Annotated in this window: 18 protein-coding genes; 13 read left to right on the top strand and 5 right to left on the bottom strand. The window is 68.3% G+C overall.

Annotated elements, in window-relative coordinates; translation table 11 throughout:
* Positions 1–88: 88 nt before the first annotated feature.
* From ACTWQN_RS30885 to ACTWQN_RS30860, 6 genes are all read left to right on the top strand, one after another.
* A complete protein-coding gene (locus ACTWQN_RS30885; RefSeq protein WP_443207140.1) occupies positions 89–1,816 on the top strand; it encodes a dipeptide ABC transporter ATP-binding protein in 1,728 nt (575 codons plus the stop codon).
* Positions 1,813–3,804, top strand: a complete 1,992-nt coding sequence (locus tag ACTWQN_RS30880; RefSeq protein ID WP_443207139.1) for a CocE/NonD family hydrolase — start codon at positions 1,813–1,815, stop codon at positions 3,802–3,804. Before ACTWQN_RS30885 ends, ACTWQN_RS30880 begins: the two co-directional genes overlap by 4 nt.
* Entirely contained in the window at positions 3,801–4,415 is a 615-nt protein-coding gene (locus ACTWQN_RS30875) for a TetR/AcrR family transcriptional regulator (RefSeq protein WP_443207138.1), read from the top strand. The genes ACTWQN_RS30880 and ACTWQN_RS30875 overlap by 4 nt, the downstream gene beginning before the upstream one ends.
* A gap of 274 nt (positions 4,416–4,689) precedes the next feature.
* Entirely contained in the window at positions 4,690–5,193 is a 504-nt protein-coding gene (locus ACTWQN_RS30870; protein WP_443207137.1) for a hypothetical protein, read from the top strand.
* Positions 5,194–5,638: 445 nt separating this feature from the next.
* Positions 5,639–6,370 carry a WXG100 family type VII secretion target gene (locus tag ACTWQN_RS30865; protein ID WP_443207196.1) on the top strand — a complete coding sequence of 244 codons (732 nt, stop codon included), beginning with the start codon at positions 5,639–5,641 and terminating at the stop codon, positions 6,368–6,370.
* Positions 6,351–6,509, top strand: a complete 159-nt coding sequence (locus ACTWQN_RS30860) for a TetR family transcriptional regulator C-terminal domain-containing protein (RefSeq protein ID WP_443207136.1) — start codon at positions 6,351–6,353, stop codon at positions 6,507–6,509. Before ACTWQN_RS30865 ends, ACTWQN_RS30860 begins: the two co-directional genes overlap by 20 nt.
* A 106-nt stretch (positions 6,510–6,615) precedes the next feature.
* Here ACTWQN_RS30860 and lipP1 read toward each other — a convergent pair whose 3' ends face one another.
* The gene (lipP1, locus tag ACTWQN_RS30855) at positions 6,616–7,560 is read right to left on the bottom strand and encodes a LipP1 family hormone-sensitive lipase (protein WP_443207135.1); all 945 of its coding nucleotides are present in this window, start codon (positions 7,558–7,560) and stop codon (positions 6,616–6,618) included.
* Between the two features lie 304 nt (positions 7,561–7,864).
* On the opposite strand from lipP1, the gene ACTWQN_RS30850 reads away from it, so the two are divergent.
* Positions 7,865–9,742 carry a 2-oxoacid:acceptor oxidoreductase subunit alpha gene (locus tag ACTWQN_RS30850; RefSeq protein ID WP_443207134.1) on the top strand — a complete coding sequence of 626 codons (1,878 nt, stop codon included), beginning with the start codon at positions 7,865–7,867 and terminating at the stop codon, positions 9,740–9,742.
* Positions 9,739–10,803 (top strand): 2-oxoacid:ferredoxin oxidoreductase subunit beta, encoded by a 1,065-nt coding sequence (locus ACTWQN_RS30845; protein ID WP_443207133.1) that lies wholly within the window; start codon positions 9,739–9,741, stop codon positions 10,801–10,803. Before ACTWQN_RS30850 ends, ACTWQN_RS30845 begins: the two co-directional genes overlap by 4 nt.
* Before the next feature lie 47 nt (positions 10,804–10,850).
* On the opposite strand, the gene ACTWQN_RS30840 is transcribed toward ACTWQN_RS30845, so the two are convergent.
* The 3 genes from ACTWQN_RS30840 to ACTWQN_RS30830 all read right to left on the bottom strand — a co-directional run bounded on the left by ACTWQN_RS30840 (position 10,851) and on the right by ACTWQN_RS30830 (position 12,396).
* A complete protein-coding gene (locus ACTWQN_RS30840; protein ID WP_443207132.1) occupies positions 10,851–11,228 on the bottom strand; it encodes an Imm1 family immunity protein in 378 nt (125 codons plus the stop codon).
* 86 nt (positions 11,229–11,314) lie between these two features.
* On the bottom strand, positions 11,315–11,521 hold the full coding sequence (locus ACTWQN_RS30835) for a DUF397 domain-containing protein (RefSeq protein ID WP_443207131.1): 207 nt from the start codon (positions 11,519–11,521) through the stop codon (positions 11,315–11,317).
* Between the two features lie 17 nt (positions 11,522–11,538).
* The gene (locus tag ACTWQN_RS30830; RefSeq protein ID WP_443207130.1) at positions 11,539–12,396 is read right to left on the bottom strand and encodes a helix-turn-helix domain-containing protein; all 858 of its coding nucleotides are present in this window, start codon (positions 12,394–12,396) and stop codon (positions 11,539–11,541) included.
* 147 nt (positions 12,397–12,543) lie between these two features.
* Here ACTWQN_RS30830 and ACTWQN_RS30825 point away from each other — a divergent pair, with 147 nt between their 5' ends.
* Entirely contained in the window at positions 12,544–12,846 is a 303-nt protein-coding gene (locus tag ACTWQN_RS30825; protein WP_443207129.1) for a hypothetical protein, read from the top strand.
* Between the two features lie 191 nt (positions 12,847–13,037).
* On the opposite strand, the gene ACTWQN_RS30820 is transcribed toward ACTWQN_RS30825, so the two are convergent.
* Entirely contained in the window at positions 13,038–13,862 is an 825-nt protein-coding gene (locus ACTWQN_RS30820; protein WP_443207128.1) for an LLM class flavin-dependent oxidoreductase, read from the bottom strand.
* Positions 13,863–14,149: 287 nt separating this feature from the next.
* Here ACTWQN_RS30820 and ACTWQN_RS30815 point away from each other — a divergent pair, with 287 nt between their 5' ends.
* The 4 genes from ACTWQN_RS30815 to ACTWQN_RS30800 all read left to right on the top strand — a co-directional run bounded on the left by ACTWQN_RS30815 (position 14,150) and on the right by ACTWQN_RS30800 (position 19,586).
* Complete coding sequence (locus ACTWQN_RS30815; protein ID WP_443207127.1) at positions 14,150–15,874, top strand: amidohydrolase; 1,725 nt, start codon at positions 14,150–14,152, stop codon at positions 15,872–15,874.
* 105 nt (positions 15,875–15,979) lie between these two features.
* Complete coding sequence (locus tag ACTWQN_RS30810; RefSeq protein ID WP_443207126.1) at positions 15,980–16,720, top strand: polysaccharide deacetylase family protein; 741 nt, start codon at positions 15,980–15,982, stop codon at positions 16,718–16,720.
* A gap of 188 nt (positions 16,721–16,908) precedes the next feature.
* Positions 16,909–18,255 carry a nucleotide sugar dehydrogenase gene (locus tag ACTWQN_RS30805; protein WP_443207125.1) on the top strand — a complete coding sequence of 449 codons (1,347 nt, stop codon included), beginning with the start codon at positions 16,909–16,911 and terminating at the stop codon, positions 18,253–18,255.
* A gap of 14 nt (positions 18,256–18,269) precedes the next feature.
* Entirely contained in the window at positions 18,270–19,586 is a 1,317-nt protein-coding gene (locus ACTWQN_RS30800) for a carboxylate--amine ligase (protein WP_443207124.1), read from the top strand.
* The last annotated feature ends 70 nt before the right edge of the window (positions 19,587–19,656 follow it).

Raw genomic sequence — 19,656 nt, 5'->3', positions numbered from 1 at the left:
GTGACGCAAGCCGGCCACCAGAAACCTCGAAAAGCGAGATTGAGCCGGACGCCACCACCACTGTGAATCGCGGAGAGGCGGAACTGGTATGAGTCTCGTCGACATCAGCGGCCTGTCGGTCGCCTATCGCGCGGGCCACCGCGACGTGCCGGTGGTGCGGGACGTGTCGCTGCGGGTCGAGGCGGGGCAGACGCTGGCCCTGGTGGGCGAATCCGGTAGCGGCAAGTCCACCATCGCCGGGACCCTGCTCGGGCACCTGCGGCACGGCTCCCGGCAGACCGCCGGAGCGGTCCGGGTCGCGGGCCAGGACGTCTTCTCGTTGGCGGGCAAGCAACTGCGGGAGCTGCGCGGCCGGACCGTGGCGATGGTCGCGCAGAACGCGGGGTCGGCGCTGACGCCGTCGATGCGCATGGGACGGCAGTTGGACGAGGCGCTGCGGGGACGCGGGCTCGACGGCGCCGCACGCCGCCGGAGGGTCGTCGAACTGCTCGAACAGGTTCGGCTGCCGGAACCCGAGCGGTTGGTGCGGCGCTATCCGCACCAGCTCTCCGGCGGTCAGCAGCAGCGGGTGGTGATCGCGATGGCGATCGCGGCCCGGCCGCGCGTGCTGGTGCTCGACGAGCCGACCACCGGGCTGGATGTGATCACCCAGCGCGGCGTCCTCGACCTGCTGGCCACCCTGGCCGACGAGCTGTCGCTGGCAACGGTGCTGGTCAGCCACGATCTCGGTGTGGTTGCGGCGATGGCCGACCACGTGCACGTGCTGCGCGACGGCCGGACCGTGGAATCCGCCCCGGTGGCACGGCTTTTCGCCGCGCCAGCCGAGCCCTACACCCGCCAGTTGCTGGCCAGCGTGCCGCGCATCTCCGACGACGGGCTCGTCGAGATCGACGCCGACGGCTCGCGGCGCACCAGGTCGCGCGCCGCGGTGCCGGATGCCGATCCGGTGGTGGACCTCGACCGGATCCGCGTCGGCTACGGCCACCGGATCGTGGTGGATGACGTGTCGTTGCAACTGCGGCGCGGCGAGGTGCTGGCGCTGGTCGGCGAGTCGGGCAGCGGCAAATCCACGCTCGCGGCGGCGCTGGCCGGGTTGCGCGCCCCGAGTTCGGGACGGTTGCGCTACCTCGGCGAGACACCGGGAGACCTGCGCGTCGCGGCCGGGAGGCGACCGCGCGACCTGCGGCGCAAGGTGCAATTGGTGTTCCAGAACGCCGACACGGCGCTCAACCCCCGGCGCAGCGTGCGGGATTCGGTGCGCCGACCGCTGCGCCTGTTCGGCATCGTGCCGAGGGCGTTGCGCGCCAAGCGCACCGACGAACTCATCGAATCGGTGCGGCTGGACGCGGCGCTGGCCGAGCGGTTGCCCGCGCAGCTCTCCGGCGGTCAGCGGCAACGCATCGGCATCGCCCGCGCCCTGGCCGGGGAACCGGAAGTGATCATCGCTGACGAGATCACCACCGCGCTGGACGTGTCCGTGCAGGCGCAGGTGCTGGGCCTGCTCGACGACCTGCGCCGCGAACACCGGCTCGCCTGCCTGTTCATCAGCCACGACCTGGCCGTGGTGCGCGGTATGGCCGACCGGATCGTGGTGCTGTACCAGGGGAAGGTGGTCGAGCAGGGCAGCACCGAGACGGTGTTCGCCGGGCCCAACCACCCCTACACGCGCGAATTGCTGGGCGCCGCGCTGGAACCCGACCCGCAGGCGACCGGAACTCCCGGAGAGGTGCCGGGTTGGGACCACGACGACCACGACGAGACCTGGATCGACGCCGGTGACGGCCACCTGATCCGGCGCTGGAAGGAGATCGGGTGAGGTACCGGGAGCACTTCGACCGGGAGGTGCTGGTCGAGGAGCGCTGGATCCCGATGCGGGACGGCACCCGGCTGCACGCGCGGATCTGGCGGCCCGCGGACGCCGCACCGGTGCCCGCGCTGCTGGAATACCTGCCGTACCGCAAGGGCGACTGGACCGCGCCGCGCGACGCGCAACGGCACCCGTACTACGCCGGGCACGGCTACGCGTCGGTGCGGGTCGACCTGCGCGGTAGCGGCAACTCGGAGGGCGTGATGCTCGACGAGTACGCCGAGACGGAGCTCTCCGACGGCGTCGAGGTCATCGAGTGGCTGGCGGATCAGCCCTGGTGCACCGGCAAAGTCGGCATGTTCGGCATCTCCTGGGGCGGCTTCAACGCGCTGCAGATCGCGGCGCGGCGCCCGGAACCGCTGAAGGCGATCGTCACGGTGTGCTCGACCGACGACCGCTACGACAACGACGTGCACTACACCGGCGGCGCGGTCCTCGGCATCGACATGGCCGCCTGGGCGGGCACGATGCTGGCTTTCACCGCCCGCCCACCGGATCCGGCGGTGGTCGGCGAGCAGTGGCTGAAGATGTGGCGGGAACGCCTCGACGCCGCCGAGCCGTTCCTGCACACCTGGCTGGCGCACCAGGAACGCGACGACTACTGGCGGCACGGCAGCATCTGCGAGGACTACGGCGCGGTGCGGGCCGCGGTGCTGGCCGTCGGCGGTTGGGCGGATCCCTACCGCGACACGGTTTTCCGGCTCGCCGAACACCTCCGCGCTCCGGTGCGCGGCATCATCGGCCCGTGGTCGCACCAGTATCCGGATCGCGGTCTGCCACCAGGCCCGGCGATCGGCTTCCTGCAGGAGACCCTGCGCTGGTGGGACCACTGGCTGGGGGACGTCGACACCGGTGTCCTGGACGATCCGCTGCTGCGCACCTGGATGTCCGAACCCGTCGCACCGAGCACCTGCTACGCCGAGCGGCCCGGCCGGTGGGTCGGTGACGACGCCTGGCCGTCGCCGTCGATGCGAGCGGTGCGCTACGGCTTCGACGCGGAGCTGTCGGGTTCGGCGGTGGTGGTTTCCAGCCCGGAGCACACCGGGATCGACGCGGGCCGGTTCTTCCCGTTCGGCAACCGCAGCGACCTGCCGCCGGACCAGCGAGAGGAGGACGGCCGCTCGGTCTGCTTCGACTCGGCGCCGCTGGCCGAACGCGTCGAGGTCCTCGGCAGACCGCAGGTGTCGCTGCGGTTGGACTGCGACGTCGAACGGGCCAACCTCACCGTGCGGCTGTGCGACGTGGCACCGGACGGTGCGTCGACGCTGGTCACCCGCGGGGTGCTGAATCTGTTGGCCCGCAACGGCCGCGAGCGGATCGACCCCTGGCGACCGGGCGAGCCGGAGGCGGTGACCGTCGACCTCTCGGCGATCGGCTACGCGTTCCCACCGGGGCACCGGATCCGGGTCGCGGTGTCGACGGCGTACTTCCCCTGGGTGTGGCCGCACGGCGAGCGCGCCACCGTCGAACTGGACCCGGCCGAAAGTGCGCTGCTGCTACCGGTGCGAGCGGCGGACTCCGACGGGTCGATTTCCTTCGACGAGCCGGAACAGGCGCCGCCGCTGGCGGTGCGCACCGAGGCCGCGCCGGAGCGGCCGGAGCGGGTGGTGCGCCGGGACGTCGCCAGCGGCGAGTGGATCTTGGAAGTCGACCCCAACTACGGCGGCTCGCGAACCTTCCCGGACGGGCTCACCTACACCGAGGCGGCCACCGAGACCTACCGAATCCGGGAGAACGACCCGCTTTCCGCGACCGCCACATCACAGTGGACAATCAGCCTGCGCCGGGCCGACTGGCTGGCCGAGATCAGCACCGCGACCGAACTGCGCGCCACCCGGGAGGAGTACATCGTGGACAGTCGGCTGGACACCGCCGCCGACGGTGAAACCGTGGTGTCCCGCAGCTGGCAGCAGCGGATTCCGCGGAGTTCGGCATGACCGGGCGGCGGGCCGTGCCCGCCGAGCAGCGCAGCAGGCAGCCCACCGAGGTGCGGCGCCGCCAGGTGGTGCAAGCCGCGCTCGAACTCATCTCCGAGCACGGCATTTCCGGGGTCAGCGCCCGCGACATCGCCAGGCACGCGGGCATTTCCCCCGGCACCATCACCTACCACTTCTCCGGGGTGCGGGAGATCTTCGCGGAAGCGATAACGCTGGAGATCGAGCAGTACTACACGCCGCTGATGGCCGAACTGCGCACCCTCGGCCCGCGCGAGGCGCTGCGCGGCGTGATCGACGCGCAGTTCACCACCGAGACCAAGCGGCACTGGCGGCTGTGGTTCGAGTACTGGCTCGCGGGACTGCACGACGACGACTTCGTCGACCGCCAGGCCGACCGCTACGCGGCCTGGCACGGGCAGATCCGCGACATCATCGCCGCCGGGCAGGCTGGCGGTGCGTTCGCGGGTGGCGATGCGGACGAGGTCGCGGTGCGGTTCGTGGCCCTCGCTGACGGGCTCGCCCTGCAGTGGCTGCGCGGCGTCCCACCGCTGACCGGCGCCCAAGCCCGCGACCACCTGCACCGCTTCGTCACCGACGAGCTGGGCCCGTGATCAGCAAGCCGAGGTGAAGGGCACCTTCCACCAAGTAAGAGGGCTGATCTACCGTGCAGCACCATATCGTGCGCAAGCGTTCCCCATTGCCCATACGACGCCCGCAATGCAGGTCTCACTCAGTTGTCGCAGCAGTTCCCGCGCAAGAGGCGCAGATGGATTTCAGGTGAAATCGCTTGACGGAAAAGGAACAACTGATCCTGCCGATTGTGGCCGTTCGCTATGCATCGGCTGCTACAGTGCTCCGCGTTGTCGGGACCGGGGAGCAGAAACGATGGGCTTGTTTGACTGGATGTCCGGGACGAAGCACCCCCTTGGTGGGGTCGCTCCTCGGTCTGCCGAAGACGTTCGTGCAGCCCTTCTGGCTGTCAACGGCCCGCACCGGCCGTTCGTGGTGCGTGACGGCCAGCCGGATGGGGTGGATCTGGTCGCTGAATGGAAGATCGCTGATGCTCAGTGGTTCGGTTACTTCGGCAACGTAACCACTGTCAACAGAACGCTGATGCGGCTCAATCCGGGGAAGAACGAAGTCCGAGCTGTTGACCAAGAGTGGTCGGTCACCTGGATCGGTGATTCGCCCAGACTGACGCTGGCGTCGGAGTTCAGTCGAGGCCAGATCAACAAGAAGTCATTCGTGACATCTCTCAGCCGAGATGAGCGCGGCAACGTCGTTAAGGAGACTCGCAAATTCTCCACCAGCGACTTGAAGCCTCCTCTTCGCGATGCTGTCACGAGTTCTGGATGGGTCTGGCGTGGTTTGCTGATTGGAAAGCTCTGAGTTGTTGGGACTGCGCTTGACCATCGCTGCCAGGTGATCCGTTAAGACAGATTCGGCCGGAAGCCAGCATTTGCCTGGTGGACGGTTGAACCACCCGTGCTGCAGAGAACTGCCGGAAAGGCAGAAATATGGGGGATGGATTCAACACCGATCCGAGAATACTTCGAGACGCGGGCTCTCGCATTGGGGACGCGATCGGGGAGATGAAGGGGAGCGATCTAGCGAACCTTGGCGGCAGATCCGATGCGTGCGGGCATGATGGCGTGTCCCGAGCCCTCGCCGATTTCTGCTCGGCCGTAGAGCTTTCTGCTCAAGTTCTGGTGCAGACAGGCGAGGCGGCAAGTACCGCACTGCACGATACCGCTCGGTCCTACATCGGCCGCGACCAAGAGGCGCAGGCCGCCGTCCAGCAGATCGCCAACGAGTTCACTTCTGGGGGCCGGTGATGGTGGAGCTGGGGCAGACGACCGACCCGAAGGCTCTGATTCCTGGGGAACCAGACACGGTTGAGAACACGGCGGCCAAGTTCCGTACGCAGAGCGAGAAGTTCAATGCAGTAGGTGAGGATCTCAAGCATGTCGATGTCGTCGGTTGGTCGGGTGCTGCGAGTGATGCGTTCATGGACCTCCTCTCAAAAGAGCCACCGAAGTGGCTGAAGTCCGGCGACGCTCTCGACTCAGCAGCGAACGCATTGACCGAGCACGCGGGAACACTGCGTTGGGCTCAGGCCCAAGCCGCCGAAGCCATCGCTCTGTGGCAAGAGGGCGAGGAAGCCACGGAGAAGGCCAAAGACCAGCACAATGCCGCTGTCGCACAGGCAAACGCGCAGAACCAGGCCAACGTCACCGACGGGCACTCCAACGTCGTCTCTGTCGAACCGTTTTCAGACCCTGGCGAGCGTCTCCGGGAGGAGGCCCGGCAGTTACTCTCGTCGCCGCGTACGGGCCGGGGAGCCGGACGGGACGTCGTAGGCGAAGCTGACTTCTCGGGACCGCATCGTGCTGGATCTTGCTGCCGAGCATCAGGTGCTGACAACCGAGCAGCTCCGCACGCTGGTGTCCCCATCGATCCCGCGCGCAGCATCGCTTGCTGGATCAGGCCGAGGCGAGCGTGCTGTGGCGCACGCGGCTGTATCGTGCCCGCCGGGCGGGCCGGTGGTGCGTTCGCGGGTAGGTGATGCGGACGAGGTCGCGGTGCGGTTCGTGGCCCTCGCTGACGGGCTCGCCCTGCAGTGGCTGCGCGGCGTCCCACCGCTGACCGGCGCCCAAGCCCGCGACCACCTGCACCGCTTCGTCACCGACGAGCTGGGCCCGTGATCAGCAAGCCGAGGTGAAGGGCACCTTCCACCAAGTAAGTTGGCGAAAGGTGCCCTTCACTCCTCACCCGAACGGTACGCCGCTCACGGTGTTGCGCGATGCGAGTTCAGGGGCGGGGTTTGAGGGCTTCGCGGAGGACGCTGTGCACTTCGGCCATCGCCTCCGCCGCGACCGGGATCTGATCGGCGCCCCCGACGAAACCGTGGAACAGCCCCGGGCAGTGCTGGGTGGTGGTGGGCACGCCCGCCTCCTGGAGCCGTTCGGCGTAGCGCTGCCCCTCGGTGCGCAGCGGATCGCATCCGACGGTGAGCACATGCGCCGGGGGCAGTCCGGCCAGGTTCGCGGCGCGCAGCGGCGCGGCGTGCGGCTGGTCCCGGTCGGCGACCTCGGGCACGTACTGGTCCCAGAACCACATCATGTGGCCCCTGGTCAGCATGGATTCCGGGCCGGAGTCCAGATAGGACTCGGTGTTGAAGTCGTGGTCGGTGACCGGGTAGATCAGCAGTTGGAAGGTGAGCCGCGGGCCGCCCTGCTCGACCGCCCGCAACGCCGTCACCGCGGCCAGGTTGCCGCCCGCGCTGTCCCCGGCCACCGCGAGGCGGGTCGGGTCGCCACCGAGTTCGGCAGCGTGTTCGGCGGCCCAGCGCGTCGCGGCGTCGCAGTCCTCGGCCGCCGCCGGGTAGCGGTGCTCCGGGGCGAGCCGGTAGTGCACGGCGATGACGATCGCCTCGGTGCTGTTGGCCAACGCACGGGCCACGCCGTCGTGGCTTTCCAGATCCCCGAGCACCCAGCCGCCGCCGTGGAAGTACACGACCACCGGCAACGCGTCGCCGCCGACGCTCGGCCAGTAGATGCGCACCGGGATCTGCACGCCCGGCGGGCCGGGGATGAGTCGATCCTCGACCTTCGCCACCGGTTGGCCGGGCCGGTCCACCGCGCTTTCGGCCATCAGTGCGCGGGCCTGGGCGGCGTCGGTGATCGCGCCCCCGAGGTCGGGGAAGTACTCCCGCATCAGTGCGACAAAGGGCTCGGCGTCCGGATGCAACGGCATCGTTTCCTCCTGTGCGAGTAGGTCGTGGCCGTGATGTAAACGGACTCGGCTGCGCCGCAGATATCGGCCGATCCGGGGATATCCTCCCGTATCATGGGAAAAGATCATCGGTGTTGCAGATCACATGAACTCGCGGTAAAACGGCCCGCCCGATCCATGGCACGAGCTTGGCCTCGGTACGACCGGTGTGCGCCTTCGTGCGCACGTCGACGGGGCAAGACCCACTTCTGATCGGAATAGAAGACGTGCCTGTATCGTTTGCCACAGAGTGAGCGTTGCCTGTGGGTGAAAGGGAACGGGTCGATTGAGTACGACGAACGGGCACCGGTCGAACGGAACCCGGAAGCTGAACCGGGTAGTGATCCGGTTCGCCGGTGACTCCGGCGACGGGATGCAGCTGACCGGAGACCGATTCACCTCAGAGGCCGCGGCCTTCGGCAACGACCTCGCGACGCTGCCGAACTTCCCGGCCGAGATCCGCGCCCCTGCCGGAACCCTGCCCGGCGTGTCCAGCTTCCAGCTGCACTTCGCCGACTACGACATCCTCACCCCGGGTGACCGGCCGGATGTCCTGGTGGCGATGAACCCGGCGGCGCTGAAGGCCAACATCGGTGACCTGCCACCAGGCGGGATCCTGATCGTCAACACCGACGAGTTCACCAAGCGCAACCTCTCCAAGGTCGGCTACGACGGCAACCCGCTGGAGGGCGACGCGCTGGAGCGCTACGCGGTGCACCACGTCGCGATGGCCACCCTGACCCAAGGCGCGCTCGAAGGCACCGGGCTGGGCAAGAAGGACGCCGAGCGCTGCAAGAACATGTTCGCGCTCGGCCTGCTGTCCTGGATGTACCACCGGCCCACCGAGGGCACCGAACGGTTCCTGCGCGAGAAGTTCGCCAAGAAGCCGCAGATCGCCGAAGCCAACATCCTGGCGTTCCGGGCGGGCTGGAACTACGGCGAGACCACCGAGTCGTTCGCGGTCACCTACGAGGTCGCACCCGCCAAGCTGCCCGCCGGTACCTACCGGCAGATCACCGGCAACACCGCGCTCGCCTACGGCATCGTCGCGGCCGGGCAGCGCAGCGGACTGCCGGTGTTCCTGGGCACCTACCCGATCACGCCCGCCTCGGACGTGCTGCACGAGCTGGCCAGGCACAAGAACTTCGACGTCACGACCTTCCAGGCCGAAGACGAGATCGCCGGGGTCGGTGCCGCCCTGGGGGCCTCCTTCGGCGGGTCGCTGGGCGTGACCACCACGTCCGGACCGGGCCTGGCGTTGAAGTCGGAGACCATCGGACTGGCCGTGACGCTGGAACTGCCGCTGCTGGTGTGCGACATCCAGCGCGGCGGGCCGTCCACCGGGCTGCCCACCAAGACCGAGCAGGCGGACCTGCTGCAAGCGCTGTACGGCCGCAACGGCGAGTCCCCGGTGCCGGTGATCGCCCCGTGCTCGCCCGCGGACTGCTTCGACGCGGCGCTGGAGGCCGCGCGGATCGCGCTGACCTACCGCACCCCCGTGATACTGCTCTCCGACGGCGCGATCGCGAACGGTTCCGAGCCGTGGCTCATCCCGGACGTCGACCAGCTGCCCGACCTGCGGGTCCAGTTCGCCACCGAGCCCAATGCGCTGGACGGCTCCGAGGAGTTCTGGCCGTACGTCCGCGACCCGGAGACCCTGGCCCGCGAGTGGGCGGTGCCGGGCACGCCGGGCCTCGAACACCGCGTCGGTGGCCTGGAGAAGGCCGACGGCAAGGGCAACATCTCCTACGACCCGGACAACCACGACAAGATGGTGCGGCTGCGCCAGCGCAAGATCGACGGAGTCCAGGTACCGGACCTCACCGTCGACGACCCGGACGGCCAGGCCCGCGTGCTGGTGCTCGGCTGGGGCTCGTCGTTCGGGCCGATCGGCGCGGCCTGCCGCCGGGTGCGCGCGGCTGGCATGTCGATCGCGCGGGCCCACCTGCGCAACCTCAACCCGATGCCGGGCAACCTGGGCGAGGTGTTGCGCAGCTACGACAAGGTCATCGTGCCGGAGATGAACCTCGGCCAGCTGGCGATGCTGCTGCGCGCCCGCTACCTGGTCGACGTGCAGTCCTACACGAAGGTGGCCGGACTTCCGTTCCAGGCCGAGGAGCTGCAGAACGTGCTCACCGATGTTGTGCAGGGGGTGTCCGCGTGACCGCCACCGAGCTGGGAATGCCGGTGCTCGGCGGGTTGGCAGAGGTGCCGACCACCGACGAACCGCAGAAGGCCAAGGACTTCAAGTCCGACCAAGAAGTCCGCTGGTGCCCGGGGTGCGGCGACTACGTCGTGCTCAACGCGGTGCAGAGCTTCCTGCCGTCGCTGGGGCTCAAGCGGGAGAACATCGTGTTCATCTCGGGCATCGGGTGCTCGTCCCGGTTCCCGTACTACATGAACACCTACGGGATGCACTCCATCCACGGCCGCGCCCCGGCGATCGCCACCGGCCTGGCCACCAGCCGACCGGACCTGTCGGTGTGGGTGGTGACCGGTGACGGCGACGCGCTGTCCATCGGCGGCAACCACCTCATCCACGCGCTGCGCCGCAACGTGAACCTGAAGATCCTGCTGTTCAACAACCGGATCTACGGGCTGACCAAGGGTCAGTACTCGCCGACCAGCGAGGTCGGCAAGGTCACCAAGTCGACCCCGGTCGGATCGCTGGACCACCCGTTCAACCCGGTGTCGCTGGCCCTGGGCGCGGAGGCGTCGTTCGTGGCGAGGGTGATCGACTCGGACCGCGCGAACGTGGCTGAGACGCTGCAGGCGGCGGCGCAGCACCGGGGCAGCGCTCTGGTGGAGATCTACCAGAACTGCCCGATCTTCAACGACGGTGCCTTCGACGTCCTCAAGGACAGCGGGGAGAAGCAGCGCCGGATCATCCCGCTCAAGCACGGCGAGCCGATCGTCTTCGGGCCTGAAGACGATCGCTACGGCGTGGTGTCGGACCGGGATGGCGGTCTCCGCGTCTCGAAGCTGTCCGAAGTGGACGAGAAAGACGTGGTGGTGCACGACAGCACCCGAGCGGACCCGTCCTACGCCTTCGCCCTGTCCCGCCTGGGCGGTCAGGACCTCAGCCCAGCGGTCACCGGCATCTTCCGGGCTGCCCAGCGCCCCACCTACGACGACCTGGCCCGCACCCAGGTCACCGAGGCCAAGCAGGCGAAGCCCGCCAACCTCCAAACCCTCCTGACGGGCAACGACACCTGGACGATCTGACCAACGCAAAACCCCTGAAGCCCCGCCGCGTTCCCCGCGGCGGGGCTTCAGCAGTATTGACCGGGCTGCCACTCGATGCACTCAGACCGGGCACCGGTCCGGCAGAATTCCACGACAGCGGCGCGAACCTGGCCAAGCGGCAGCGCTGCCGACTTGGGGAACAGCAGACCGCCTGCCGGGTCGAAGAACAGCGCAGGAGCATCTGCCGGTCCGGCCGGGTTGTAGGAGTCGGATAGGTCCACGTTCCAGTGGTGGTAACTCAGCGCACCCCAGCCAGCTTCGGGATCGGTGAAAACCCGAAGGCTGTTGGGCGGAAACTCGTTCACGGTGCCATCGGCGGACTGCCGACACTCCCGATCCCAGACGAAGACCAGCGTGTGGTCGAGGTGCGGCTCATCGACGATCAACTGAACGAGCCGCGCCACGCCATCACCGGACCGAGCAAACCGAAACCGATGCTCGACGGACGCGGTGACGACGCGACGAGTGCTGGTGGAGGCCTGGACCACAGCTATAGATCGAACTTTCCGGCCCTGAGAGTGCCGACGAACTGGCTCCATAACTCGCGGCGGAACGCGAGGACAGGACTGTGTCCCTGCTGCTTCGAGTCACGTACACCGACTGTGCTTGGCAGCGACGCAACTTCGACGCAGGCGTTTGCTTCGTTGCTGTGGGTGCTCTTGCGCCAGTGGGCGCTGATGAACTCTGGCACAGCCATGCCGTAGCTCCTTGTCCCTACTTCCTGTGCTTCCGGAGTTCCATGATCCGTCGGACCGATGCTTCCGGAGCGAGTGCCTTTTCCTGCAGCCGTTCATACGCCAGCGTATACACCTGGATCTCCGCGTCTTCCTCCATGTAGAGGCCGTCGTGCAGATTCTCCAGGTAGACGCCTTGCACGTTGTCCGGCCCAGAGGTGACGAGGTGGTATGCGCATCCGAGCCCGGGATACGCACCGACCTCGATGGGCAGGAGCTGGAGGGTCACGTTCGGCAGCTCGGTCCTGGAAAGCAAGTGCTCAAGCTGATTCCGCATCACGTCGGGGCCGCCGACCGGTAGGTGCAGCGCGGACTCATGAACAATCGCGTGGTAACGCAGTGGAGCATCGGACACGTCCAGCCGTGCTTGCCGTTCCTGACGCAACTGGCGACGAGCATTCAACAGCTCTGCCCGCGAGCCTTTGACAGCCTCTCGGAGGATGGCTTCGTAGTAGTCGGACGTTTGCAACAGTCCTGGCACGAGGTGGATCTCGAAGCTTTGCAGGAGCGTGGCCACTGCCTCGACTTCGAGGTAGTCCTCGAAGTCCCCGCGAACCGCGTCAGGACCGTAGGTACTCCACCAGCCGGATTCAACCGAGGCCACTGCCAGACGGACCAGGTGGTCTCGTTCTGCTTCGTCGACGCCGAGGACAGTACCGATGGCGATGATCTCGGCTGGTCCCGCAATGGTGTCGGCTCGTTCGAAGCGGCTGAGTTTGGGAACCGACCAGCGAAGCGGCTTGGCCACCTCCTCCTGCGTGGCTCCCTTCGCTCTGCGCCAATCGCGTAGCGTGCGAGCAACTCGCCGCTGCCGAACGTTCGCGACGTTTTGGGTCACCCGAAACCTCCGTTGGCGCCGTTGCGATGATCAGCTGGTAGGCCGTGCGCAGCCTACCGTGCGTCTTTTCGGCTGATCGTGTGAACAAAGCCCCTGATCGGTGGCGTCTACTTGATTCGATGAAAATTATCACACACGATAGTTTTCGTGATCGCTGGCGCGGTCTGCGTCGTCGGCACATTGCTTCAGACGCCTCAGCGCGAATCCATTCCGCACTACTTCGAGAAGAAAGGTCGGGGCATGGGCGACTTGAAAGTTGCTGCCTGGGTGAGGATCGAGGACTGCTCGATGGAATACGCCGTCTTCGACGACGAGGTGGAGTTCCGAGTCGGTGGCCAACTGGACGGGCTGGACCTCGTTTTCACCGAGCAGGGCTTGCAAACCCTTGTAACGCACGGGGAACGCGCTCTACGGGAGCTTCGCGCAAGGCAGCCGCACGCGCGGGGCTGAGTTGCGCTGCGGTGAGAGCCGTCAGCAGGGGCGCACTCCGTTGCCCTACACGGTGACGGGACGGGCTGAAGGGCACCTTTGACCGAGTAAGCCGGTCGAAGGTGCCCTTCACTCATCACCTGATTGGGGTCGTGAGTGTGAGAGGCGGTTGGGGGTGGTTTTCGGGCTCACGACATTCTGGCTGGGGAGCGTCAGGGTACGAGGTCGGTGATGTGGTCTACCTGGTCTGGGTTGGGGGACCAGCAGTAGAGGATTGCTTCGTCGGCGCCTAGGGATTCGAGGTGTTGGAGGTGTGCCTTGAGGTCTGCTGGGGTGGTGACCATGGTGTTGGCGAAGTCGGCGTTGCCGTAGTAGGCCGTTATTTCCGTTCGGGCTTCGTCGGCCACCTCGTCCGGGCCGAGGGCTGCGTTGAGTTGGCCGACGAGGCGGGGTTTTCCCGGGCGGCCGTGGGTTTTCCAGGAGGTTTCGGCGAGGCCGAAGGTGGTTTCCACGTGGTGCAGCGGGCCTGCTGCCAGGAAGCCGTCTCCCCAGCGGCCGACTCGGTCGATCGCGGCCGGGGCGAAGCCGCCGAACAGGATCTCGGGGCGGACCGCCGGACCGATCGGGGCGACTTCGCCGCTGCGGGGTTCGCCCGCCCAAAGCCGGTGCATCAGGTGCAGCTGCGAGTCGAGGGTTCGGCCGCGGTGCTGGAAATCCGCTTCGGCGGCGAGGAAGTCGTCTTCCCGGGCGCCGACTCCGATGCCGAGGGTGAAGCGGTTTCCGCTCAGCTGGGCCAGTGTCGCGCTCTGCTTGGCCAGCAACGGGGTTTGGCGCAGGGGTGCGAGCAGCACTTCGGTCTGGATCCGGATCCGCTGCGTCGCCCCGGCGATCGTCGCGAGGGCCACCAGGGGTTCCGGGTTGTCGAACACCAGTCGGTCCAGCAGGCCGAGTGCGCTGAACGGGCCCGCATCCGCGCGCCTGGCCCAGGTCAACAGGACGGCGGGGTCGCCGATGGGTAGGCCGAGTCCGATCTTCATGGGTTGCGGCTCCAAAAGGGCACGGGTGGACACCTGTGCCGCGCTCTCGTTTCGCGCAAGCGGGTTCTCGTGCTGCGGCGTGTTTCTGGGGAACCGGATCAGAGTTCGACCATCCTAGCTCAGCCGCCGCGCGCCGGATTCGAGGCTCACCAGGACTGCGGCTGGACGTAAGCAGCGCTGCGGCTCGGTGGGCGCATTGCCCACCGGTGGTTCATTGACGGGTCAATGACTTCGGCCTTACCTTCACCTGGCAGTTGATCACCGAGCGCGACCAACGGAGGTCCGCGATGTGCCAGGCGTGCTGTCCGCGTTCCCCGCAGCCCCGGATCTCCCGGGCGCAGTTCCTGAAACTCCTCGGACTGGCCACCGCTGGGGCAGCGGTCTCCGCCGGTTGCGCGAGCGGTGATCCCGGTGCTGGTCCGCAGACCGGGCGGAAGCTGATCGACAACGTGCGCGGCTTCACGCTGACCGACAGCGGGCCGCTGGAGTTCAGCAGCCTGTTGATCGAGGCCGATGGTCGCGTCGGTGGGCTCGACGTCGGAAGCGCCGGTGGCGCGGAGCGCATCGACGGGCGGGGGCGGGTGCTCATCCCCGGATTGCACGACGCGCACGGGCACTTCGGGCAGCTCGGGGCGAACGTCTCCCAGCTCAACCTGGCCGGGACGAAGTCGCTGGCCGAGGCGATGCGGGCGTTGCAGGCCTTCGCCGAGCAGCACCCGGATCGGCCGTGGATCCTGGGGCGCGGCTGGAACGACGTGATCTGGGGGCTGGGCAGGTTGCCGTCCGCGGCGGACCTGGACGCGGTAGTGCCGGACCGGCCGGTGTGGCTGGTCCGCGTCGACGGGCACGCCGGGGTCGCGAACTCGGCCGCGCTGCGGCAGGTCGGCATCAACCGGGACACCCCGACTCCGCCGGGCGGTGAGATCGTGCGCGGGCCGGATGGCGCGCCCAGCGGCGCTTTCGTCGATGCCGCGCAGGACCTCGTCGAACGACACCTCCCGAAGCCGACCATCGACGACATCAAGCAGAACTTCCTCGCCGCGCAACGCAAGCTCAACGAGGTCGGGCTCACCTCGGTCAGCGACGCGGGCACCAGCGCGGCGGAACTCGCGGTGCTGCACCAGTTGGCCAACTCCGGTGAGCTGACCATCCGCATCAACTCGTTCCTGAGCTACGACGCCTACCGCGAACTCGGTGTGCAGGCGCGCGGTGACTCGTTCGCAGGCGACATGCTGCGGGTGCGCACCGTGAAGCTCTACATCGACGGTGCGCTCGGCAGCCACGGTGCGGCGATGCTGCAGCCCTACGACGACGATCCGGGCAACTCCGGACTACCGCAGATGGACGCCGTCGAGCTGCGCAACCGCGTCACGCAGGTGATGCGCGACGGTTTCCAGGTCGCCACGCACGCCATCGGCGACGCCGGGAACCGGATGGTGCTCGACGCGTACCAGGCGGCCATCGCGGAGGTCGGCGGCGACTTGCGGCATCGCATCGAACACGCGCAGGTCCTCGCGGTGGAGGACATTCCGCGGCTGCGGGCCAGCGGCATCATCGCCTCGATGCAGCCGGTGCACGCCACCGACGACATGAACATGGCCGAGACGCGTGTCGGACACCGGCGCATCGCGGGTGCCTACGCGTGGCGGACCATGCTCGACCAGGCCATCACCATCGCCTCCGGCTCGGACTTCCCGGTGTCCTCGGAAAATCCGTTCGACGGGCTGCACGCCGCGATCACCCGCACCGACCGGGAGGGGCAGCCGGTCGGCGGGTGGTACCCGGAGCAGGCGATGCACCCGGTGGAGGCGGTGCGCTCGTTCACCCTCGACGCCGCGTTCGCCGCACACCAGGAACGGGTGCTGGGCAGCCTGGAACCGGGGAAGTGGGCGGACTTCGTGATCCTCGACCAGGATCCGCTCCAGCCGCCGCCCGGTCGGGCCCGCTGGCAGACCAAGACCCTGCAGGCCTGGGTGGCCGGGCGCCGAGTGGGTGAGTACGGGGCGTTGTGAGATTCGTACCCCTGAGGTAGGCCGATTACCGCAGCGGGGTGATCCGAATGCTCCGCCGGTTGCATAGCGTTTGCGTGATCTGCTGCCTAGGAAAGCGGCGATGTCATGACGCAGACCGTGAGCAACTGGACGTGGCAAGATACCGCGCGCCCGTTTCCGTACGTGTTGATGTACCACTCGGTGGCCGTCTACGGCCAGGACCCGTACCTGGTGACCGTCGACCCGCGCCGTTTCGACCGGCAACTGGCCTGGCTGCGCCGCAACGGGCTGCGCGGGGTGTCCATGCGGGAGCTTATGCGGGCCCGCCAGTCGGGTGACGGTCGTGGGCTGGTCGGGCTGACCTTCGACGACGGCTACGCCGACTTCGTCCACAACGTGCGGCCCACGCTGCGGCGCTACGGCTGCACCGCGACGGTCTTCGTGATCGCCGGACGGCTGGGCGGGCACAACGTCTGGGACCCCGGCGGTCCGCGCAAGCAGCTGATGACCGCCGAGCAGATCCGCGGCGCCGCCGAGGCGGGCGTGGAGATCGGTTCGCACGGGCTGCTGCACCAGCACATGCCCGAATTGGACGATGGCGAGCTGCTCGCCGAAGTGGCCGAGAGCCGGGAGCTGTTGCGCGAGCTCAGCGGCCAGGACGTGACCGGGTTCTGCTACCCGTACGGGGACGTCGACCAGCGGGTGGTGGACACCGTGCAGGCCGCCGGGTACGACTACGGCTGCGCCATCTGGCGCTCGCCGCTGTCCGGGCGGCACGCGCTGCCGCGCACCTACGTGGGTGACCGGGACGGCTCGCTGCGGATGTTGGCCAAGCGGATGCGGCACGAGCTGACCAGCAAGCGCTGAAGCAATCCTCATAGGACGGGCGCTGAGAACCCGCGGCGGTGCGTGGGCCAAGCGGCTGGCGCCGCTTCGAACAGGATCAAGGACAGGTACTCAAGTTTCGGTAATCCCGCTCCCCCCGCTGTGGGAGTACCGGCCGGTAATTTGATGCGACGGTTTTCCCAGGAGCACGGCGAACTGGGGGAGGGACCGTGACCGAACACCCGCTGGCCTTGGCGATCAACGGCCGCGAGCGACTGCTGGCCGACCGACTGATCGCATTCGAACCGCACGCACCCGAACGAACCGAATCGGTGGTCGTCGTCGGGCTCGGCTACGTCGGATTGCCCACCGCGTGCGCGTTGCAGTCACCAACGGCGCAGGTAACCGGCTTCGACATCAGCGAAGACCGGTTGCGGGCGATCGAGACCGGCGACGTGGACCTGCCAGAGATCGAGCGGCGCCGGATGTCGGCCGCGCTGGCCGCTGGCAGCCTGCGGCTGTCCAGCGACCCGTCAGTGCTCGCCAGCGCTGATGTGGTGATCATGTGCGTGCCCACTCCGGTGGACGCCGCGCACCAGCCGGACCTGGCGGCGCTGCGGGCCGCGTGCGAGACCGTCGTGTCGTACGCCAGTCGCGGGCAGGTGATCATCCTGACCTCGACCACGTTCGTCGGCACCACCCGGCAACTGCTGGTCGAGCCGCTGCGTGAACGGGGCCTGCGGGCCGGCACCGATGTGCTCGTGGCGTTCAGCCCGGAGCGCATCGACCCCGGCAACTACGACCACGTGCAGCGGGAAACTCCGCGCGTCGTCGGGGGCGTCACCCAGCGGTGCGCGGAGCGGGCCGGTGCGGTCATCCGGCGGATGACCGACTCGGTGTACCTGGTGAGCTCGCCGGAGGCCGCGGAGCTGACGAAGCTCTACGAGAACATCTTCCGGGCCGTGAACCTGGCGCTGGCCAACGAGATCGCCGACGCGTGCGCGGTGCTGGGCCTGGATCCCATCGAGGTGACCATCGCGGCCGGGACCAAACCGTACGGCTTCCTGGGCAGTTTCCCGGGGCCGGGTGTCGGTGGGCACTGCATCCCGTGCGATCCGCACTACCTGCTGTGGCAGCTCGGCGGTCGGGGCCTGTCCGTGCCGGTGATCGAGCAGGCGATGCGTTCCATCGACCAGCGGCCCGGCCGGGTGGTGCAGCGGGTGGTGGAGATGCTCGGCGAAGCGGGCATCGACCACTCCGGCGCCCGCGTGGTGGTCGCCGGGGTCAGCTACAAGGCGGGCGTGCAGGACCTGCGGGAATCCCCGGCGCTGCCGATCCTGGCGGGCCTGCGGCGGCTGGGTGTCGACGTGCACTACCACGATCCGCTGCTGCCGGAGATCGCCTTGCCCGACGGCACCCGGATGACCGGTGAGCTCGCGCCGCGCGGTCGGGACTGGGACGTCACGGTGATCCACACCGTGCACCCCGGCATCGACTACAGCTGGGCGCGGGACTGCCCGCGGGTGCTCGACGCGACCTACCAGTTCGACGCCGTGCCGCATCGGCGCGTGCTGTGAGAGGGATGGCGCTGATGGTTCCGTTCGACACGACCACCCCCGCGGTGGTGTTCAAGCTCGACCCGAACGTCATGCACCACGGCGGGCTCGGGGTGATCCGCAGCCTCGGCCGGGTCGGGGTGCCGGTTTACGCGGTGCAGGAGGATTCGCTCGCTCCGGCGGCGCATTCCCGCTACCTGCGCGGCCGGTGGCTGTGGAGCCCGGATCCGGCGGACCGCGAAGCGATCCTGTTCGGACTGGCGCAGTTGGCCGAGCGGATCGGGCGAACCTCGGTGCTTATCCCGACCGACGACGCCGCCGCGATCTTCCTGGCCGAGCACGGTGATCCGCTGCGATCGTGGTTCGAGTTCCCGCAGCCGCCGGGGGATCTGCCGCGCCAGGTGGCCGGGAAGTACTCGATGTACGAGCTGTGCCGCCGGTTGGGTGTGCCGTGCGCCGAGGCGACGCTGATCGGGGCGTGGGACCAGGCGCTGGATTTCGCAGCCAAGGTGGGATTTCCGCTGGTCGCGAAGCTCGCCGCGCCGTGGCGGGCGGATGCGGTCGAGGTGCGCAGCACCACGATCGTCGCCGATGTCGAGGAGCTCGCCGAGCTCTACGAGCTCTGCGGCGACGAGGCCATCGGCGGGCTGATGTTGCAGGAGTACATCCCCGGCGGGCACCGGCAAGACTGGTTCTTCCACGGCTACTGCGACTCCGACTCGGTGTGCCGTCCGGCCTTCACCGGTGTCAAGGAGCGCTCCTACCCGGCGCACGCCGGGCTGACCAGCCTGGGCACCTGCGCGGACAACGACGAGTTGCTGCGCTCGGCCACCACGCTGCTGGAGAAGCTGGCGTTCAGCGGCATCGTGGACCTGGACTTCCGGTGGGATGCCCGCGACGAGCGCTACAAGCTGCTGGACTTCAACCCGCGGCTGGGCGCCCAGTTCCGGTTGTTCCGCGACAGCGCGGGCATGGACGTCGCGCTCGCGTCCTATTTGGACCTGACCGGCCAGCGGATCCCGATCGGGGAGCAGCCGGTGGGGCGGCGCTTCGTGGTGGAGAACTACGACCCGATCGCCGCGCTGCGGTACTGGCGGCGCGGTGAGCTCGGGCTGCGGGCTTGGGCGGCGTCGCTGCGAGGTGTGCACGAGACCGCCTGGTTCGCCCGCGATGACCTGCTGCCGTTCGCGCTGATGTGCACCTGGATGGTCTACCGGGCGGTGACCCGGCCGTGGCGCCGCCCCCGCACCCGCCATTCGGAGCTGGCCGAACCGCAGTACGTCCCAGGCCGCCACGACGGGCTGGGCAATCTGACCAGCCGCCGCTGGCAGCGGCGGTTCGGGGAGCACTGATGGGCCGGGCTTTTCCACCGGCTCATCGAGGCCGCCGCACTGGTGCGGGTGTCCCGCAAAGCACTGAGGA

The organism is Saccharopolyspora antiqui (assembly GCF_052246905.1).
GTDB lineage: Bacteria > Actinomycetota > Actinomycetes > Mycobacteriales > Pseudonocardiaceae > Saccharopolyspora.
Note: the sequence above shows the minus strand (reverse complement) of the source record. Positions and strands in the feature narration are given on the sequence as shown.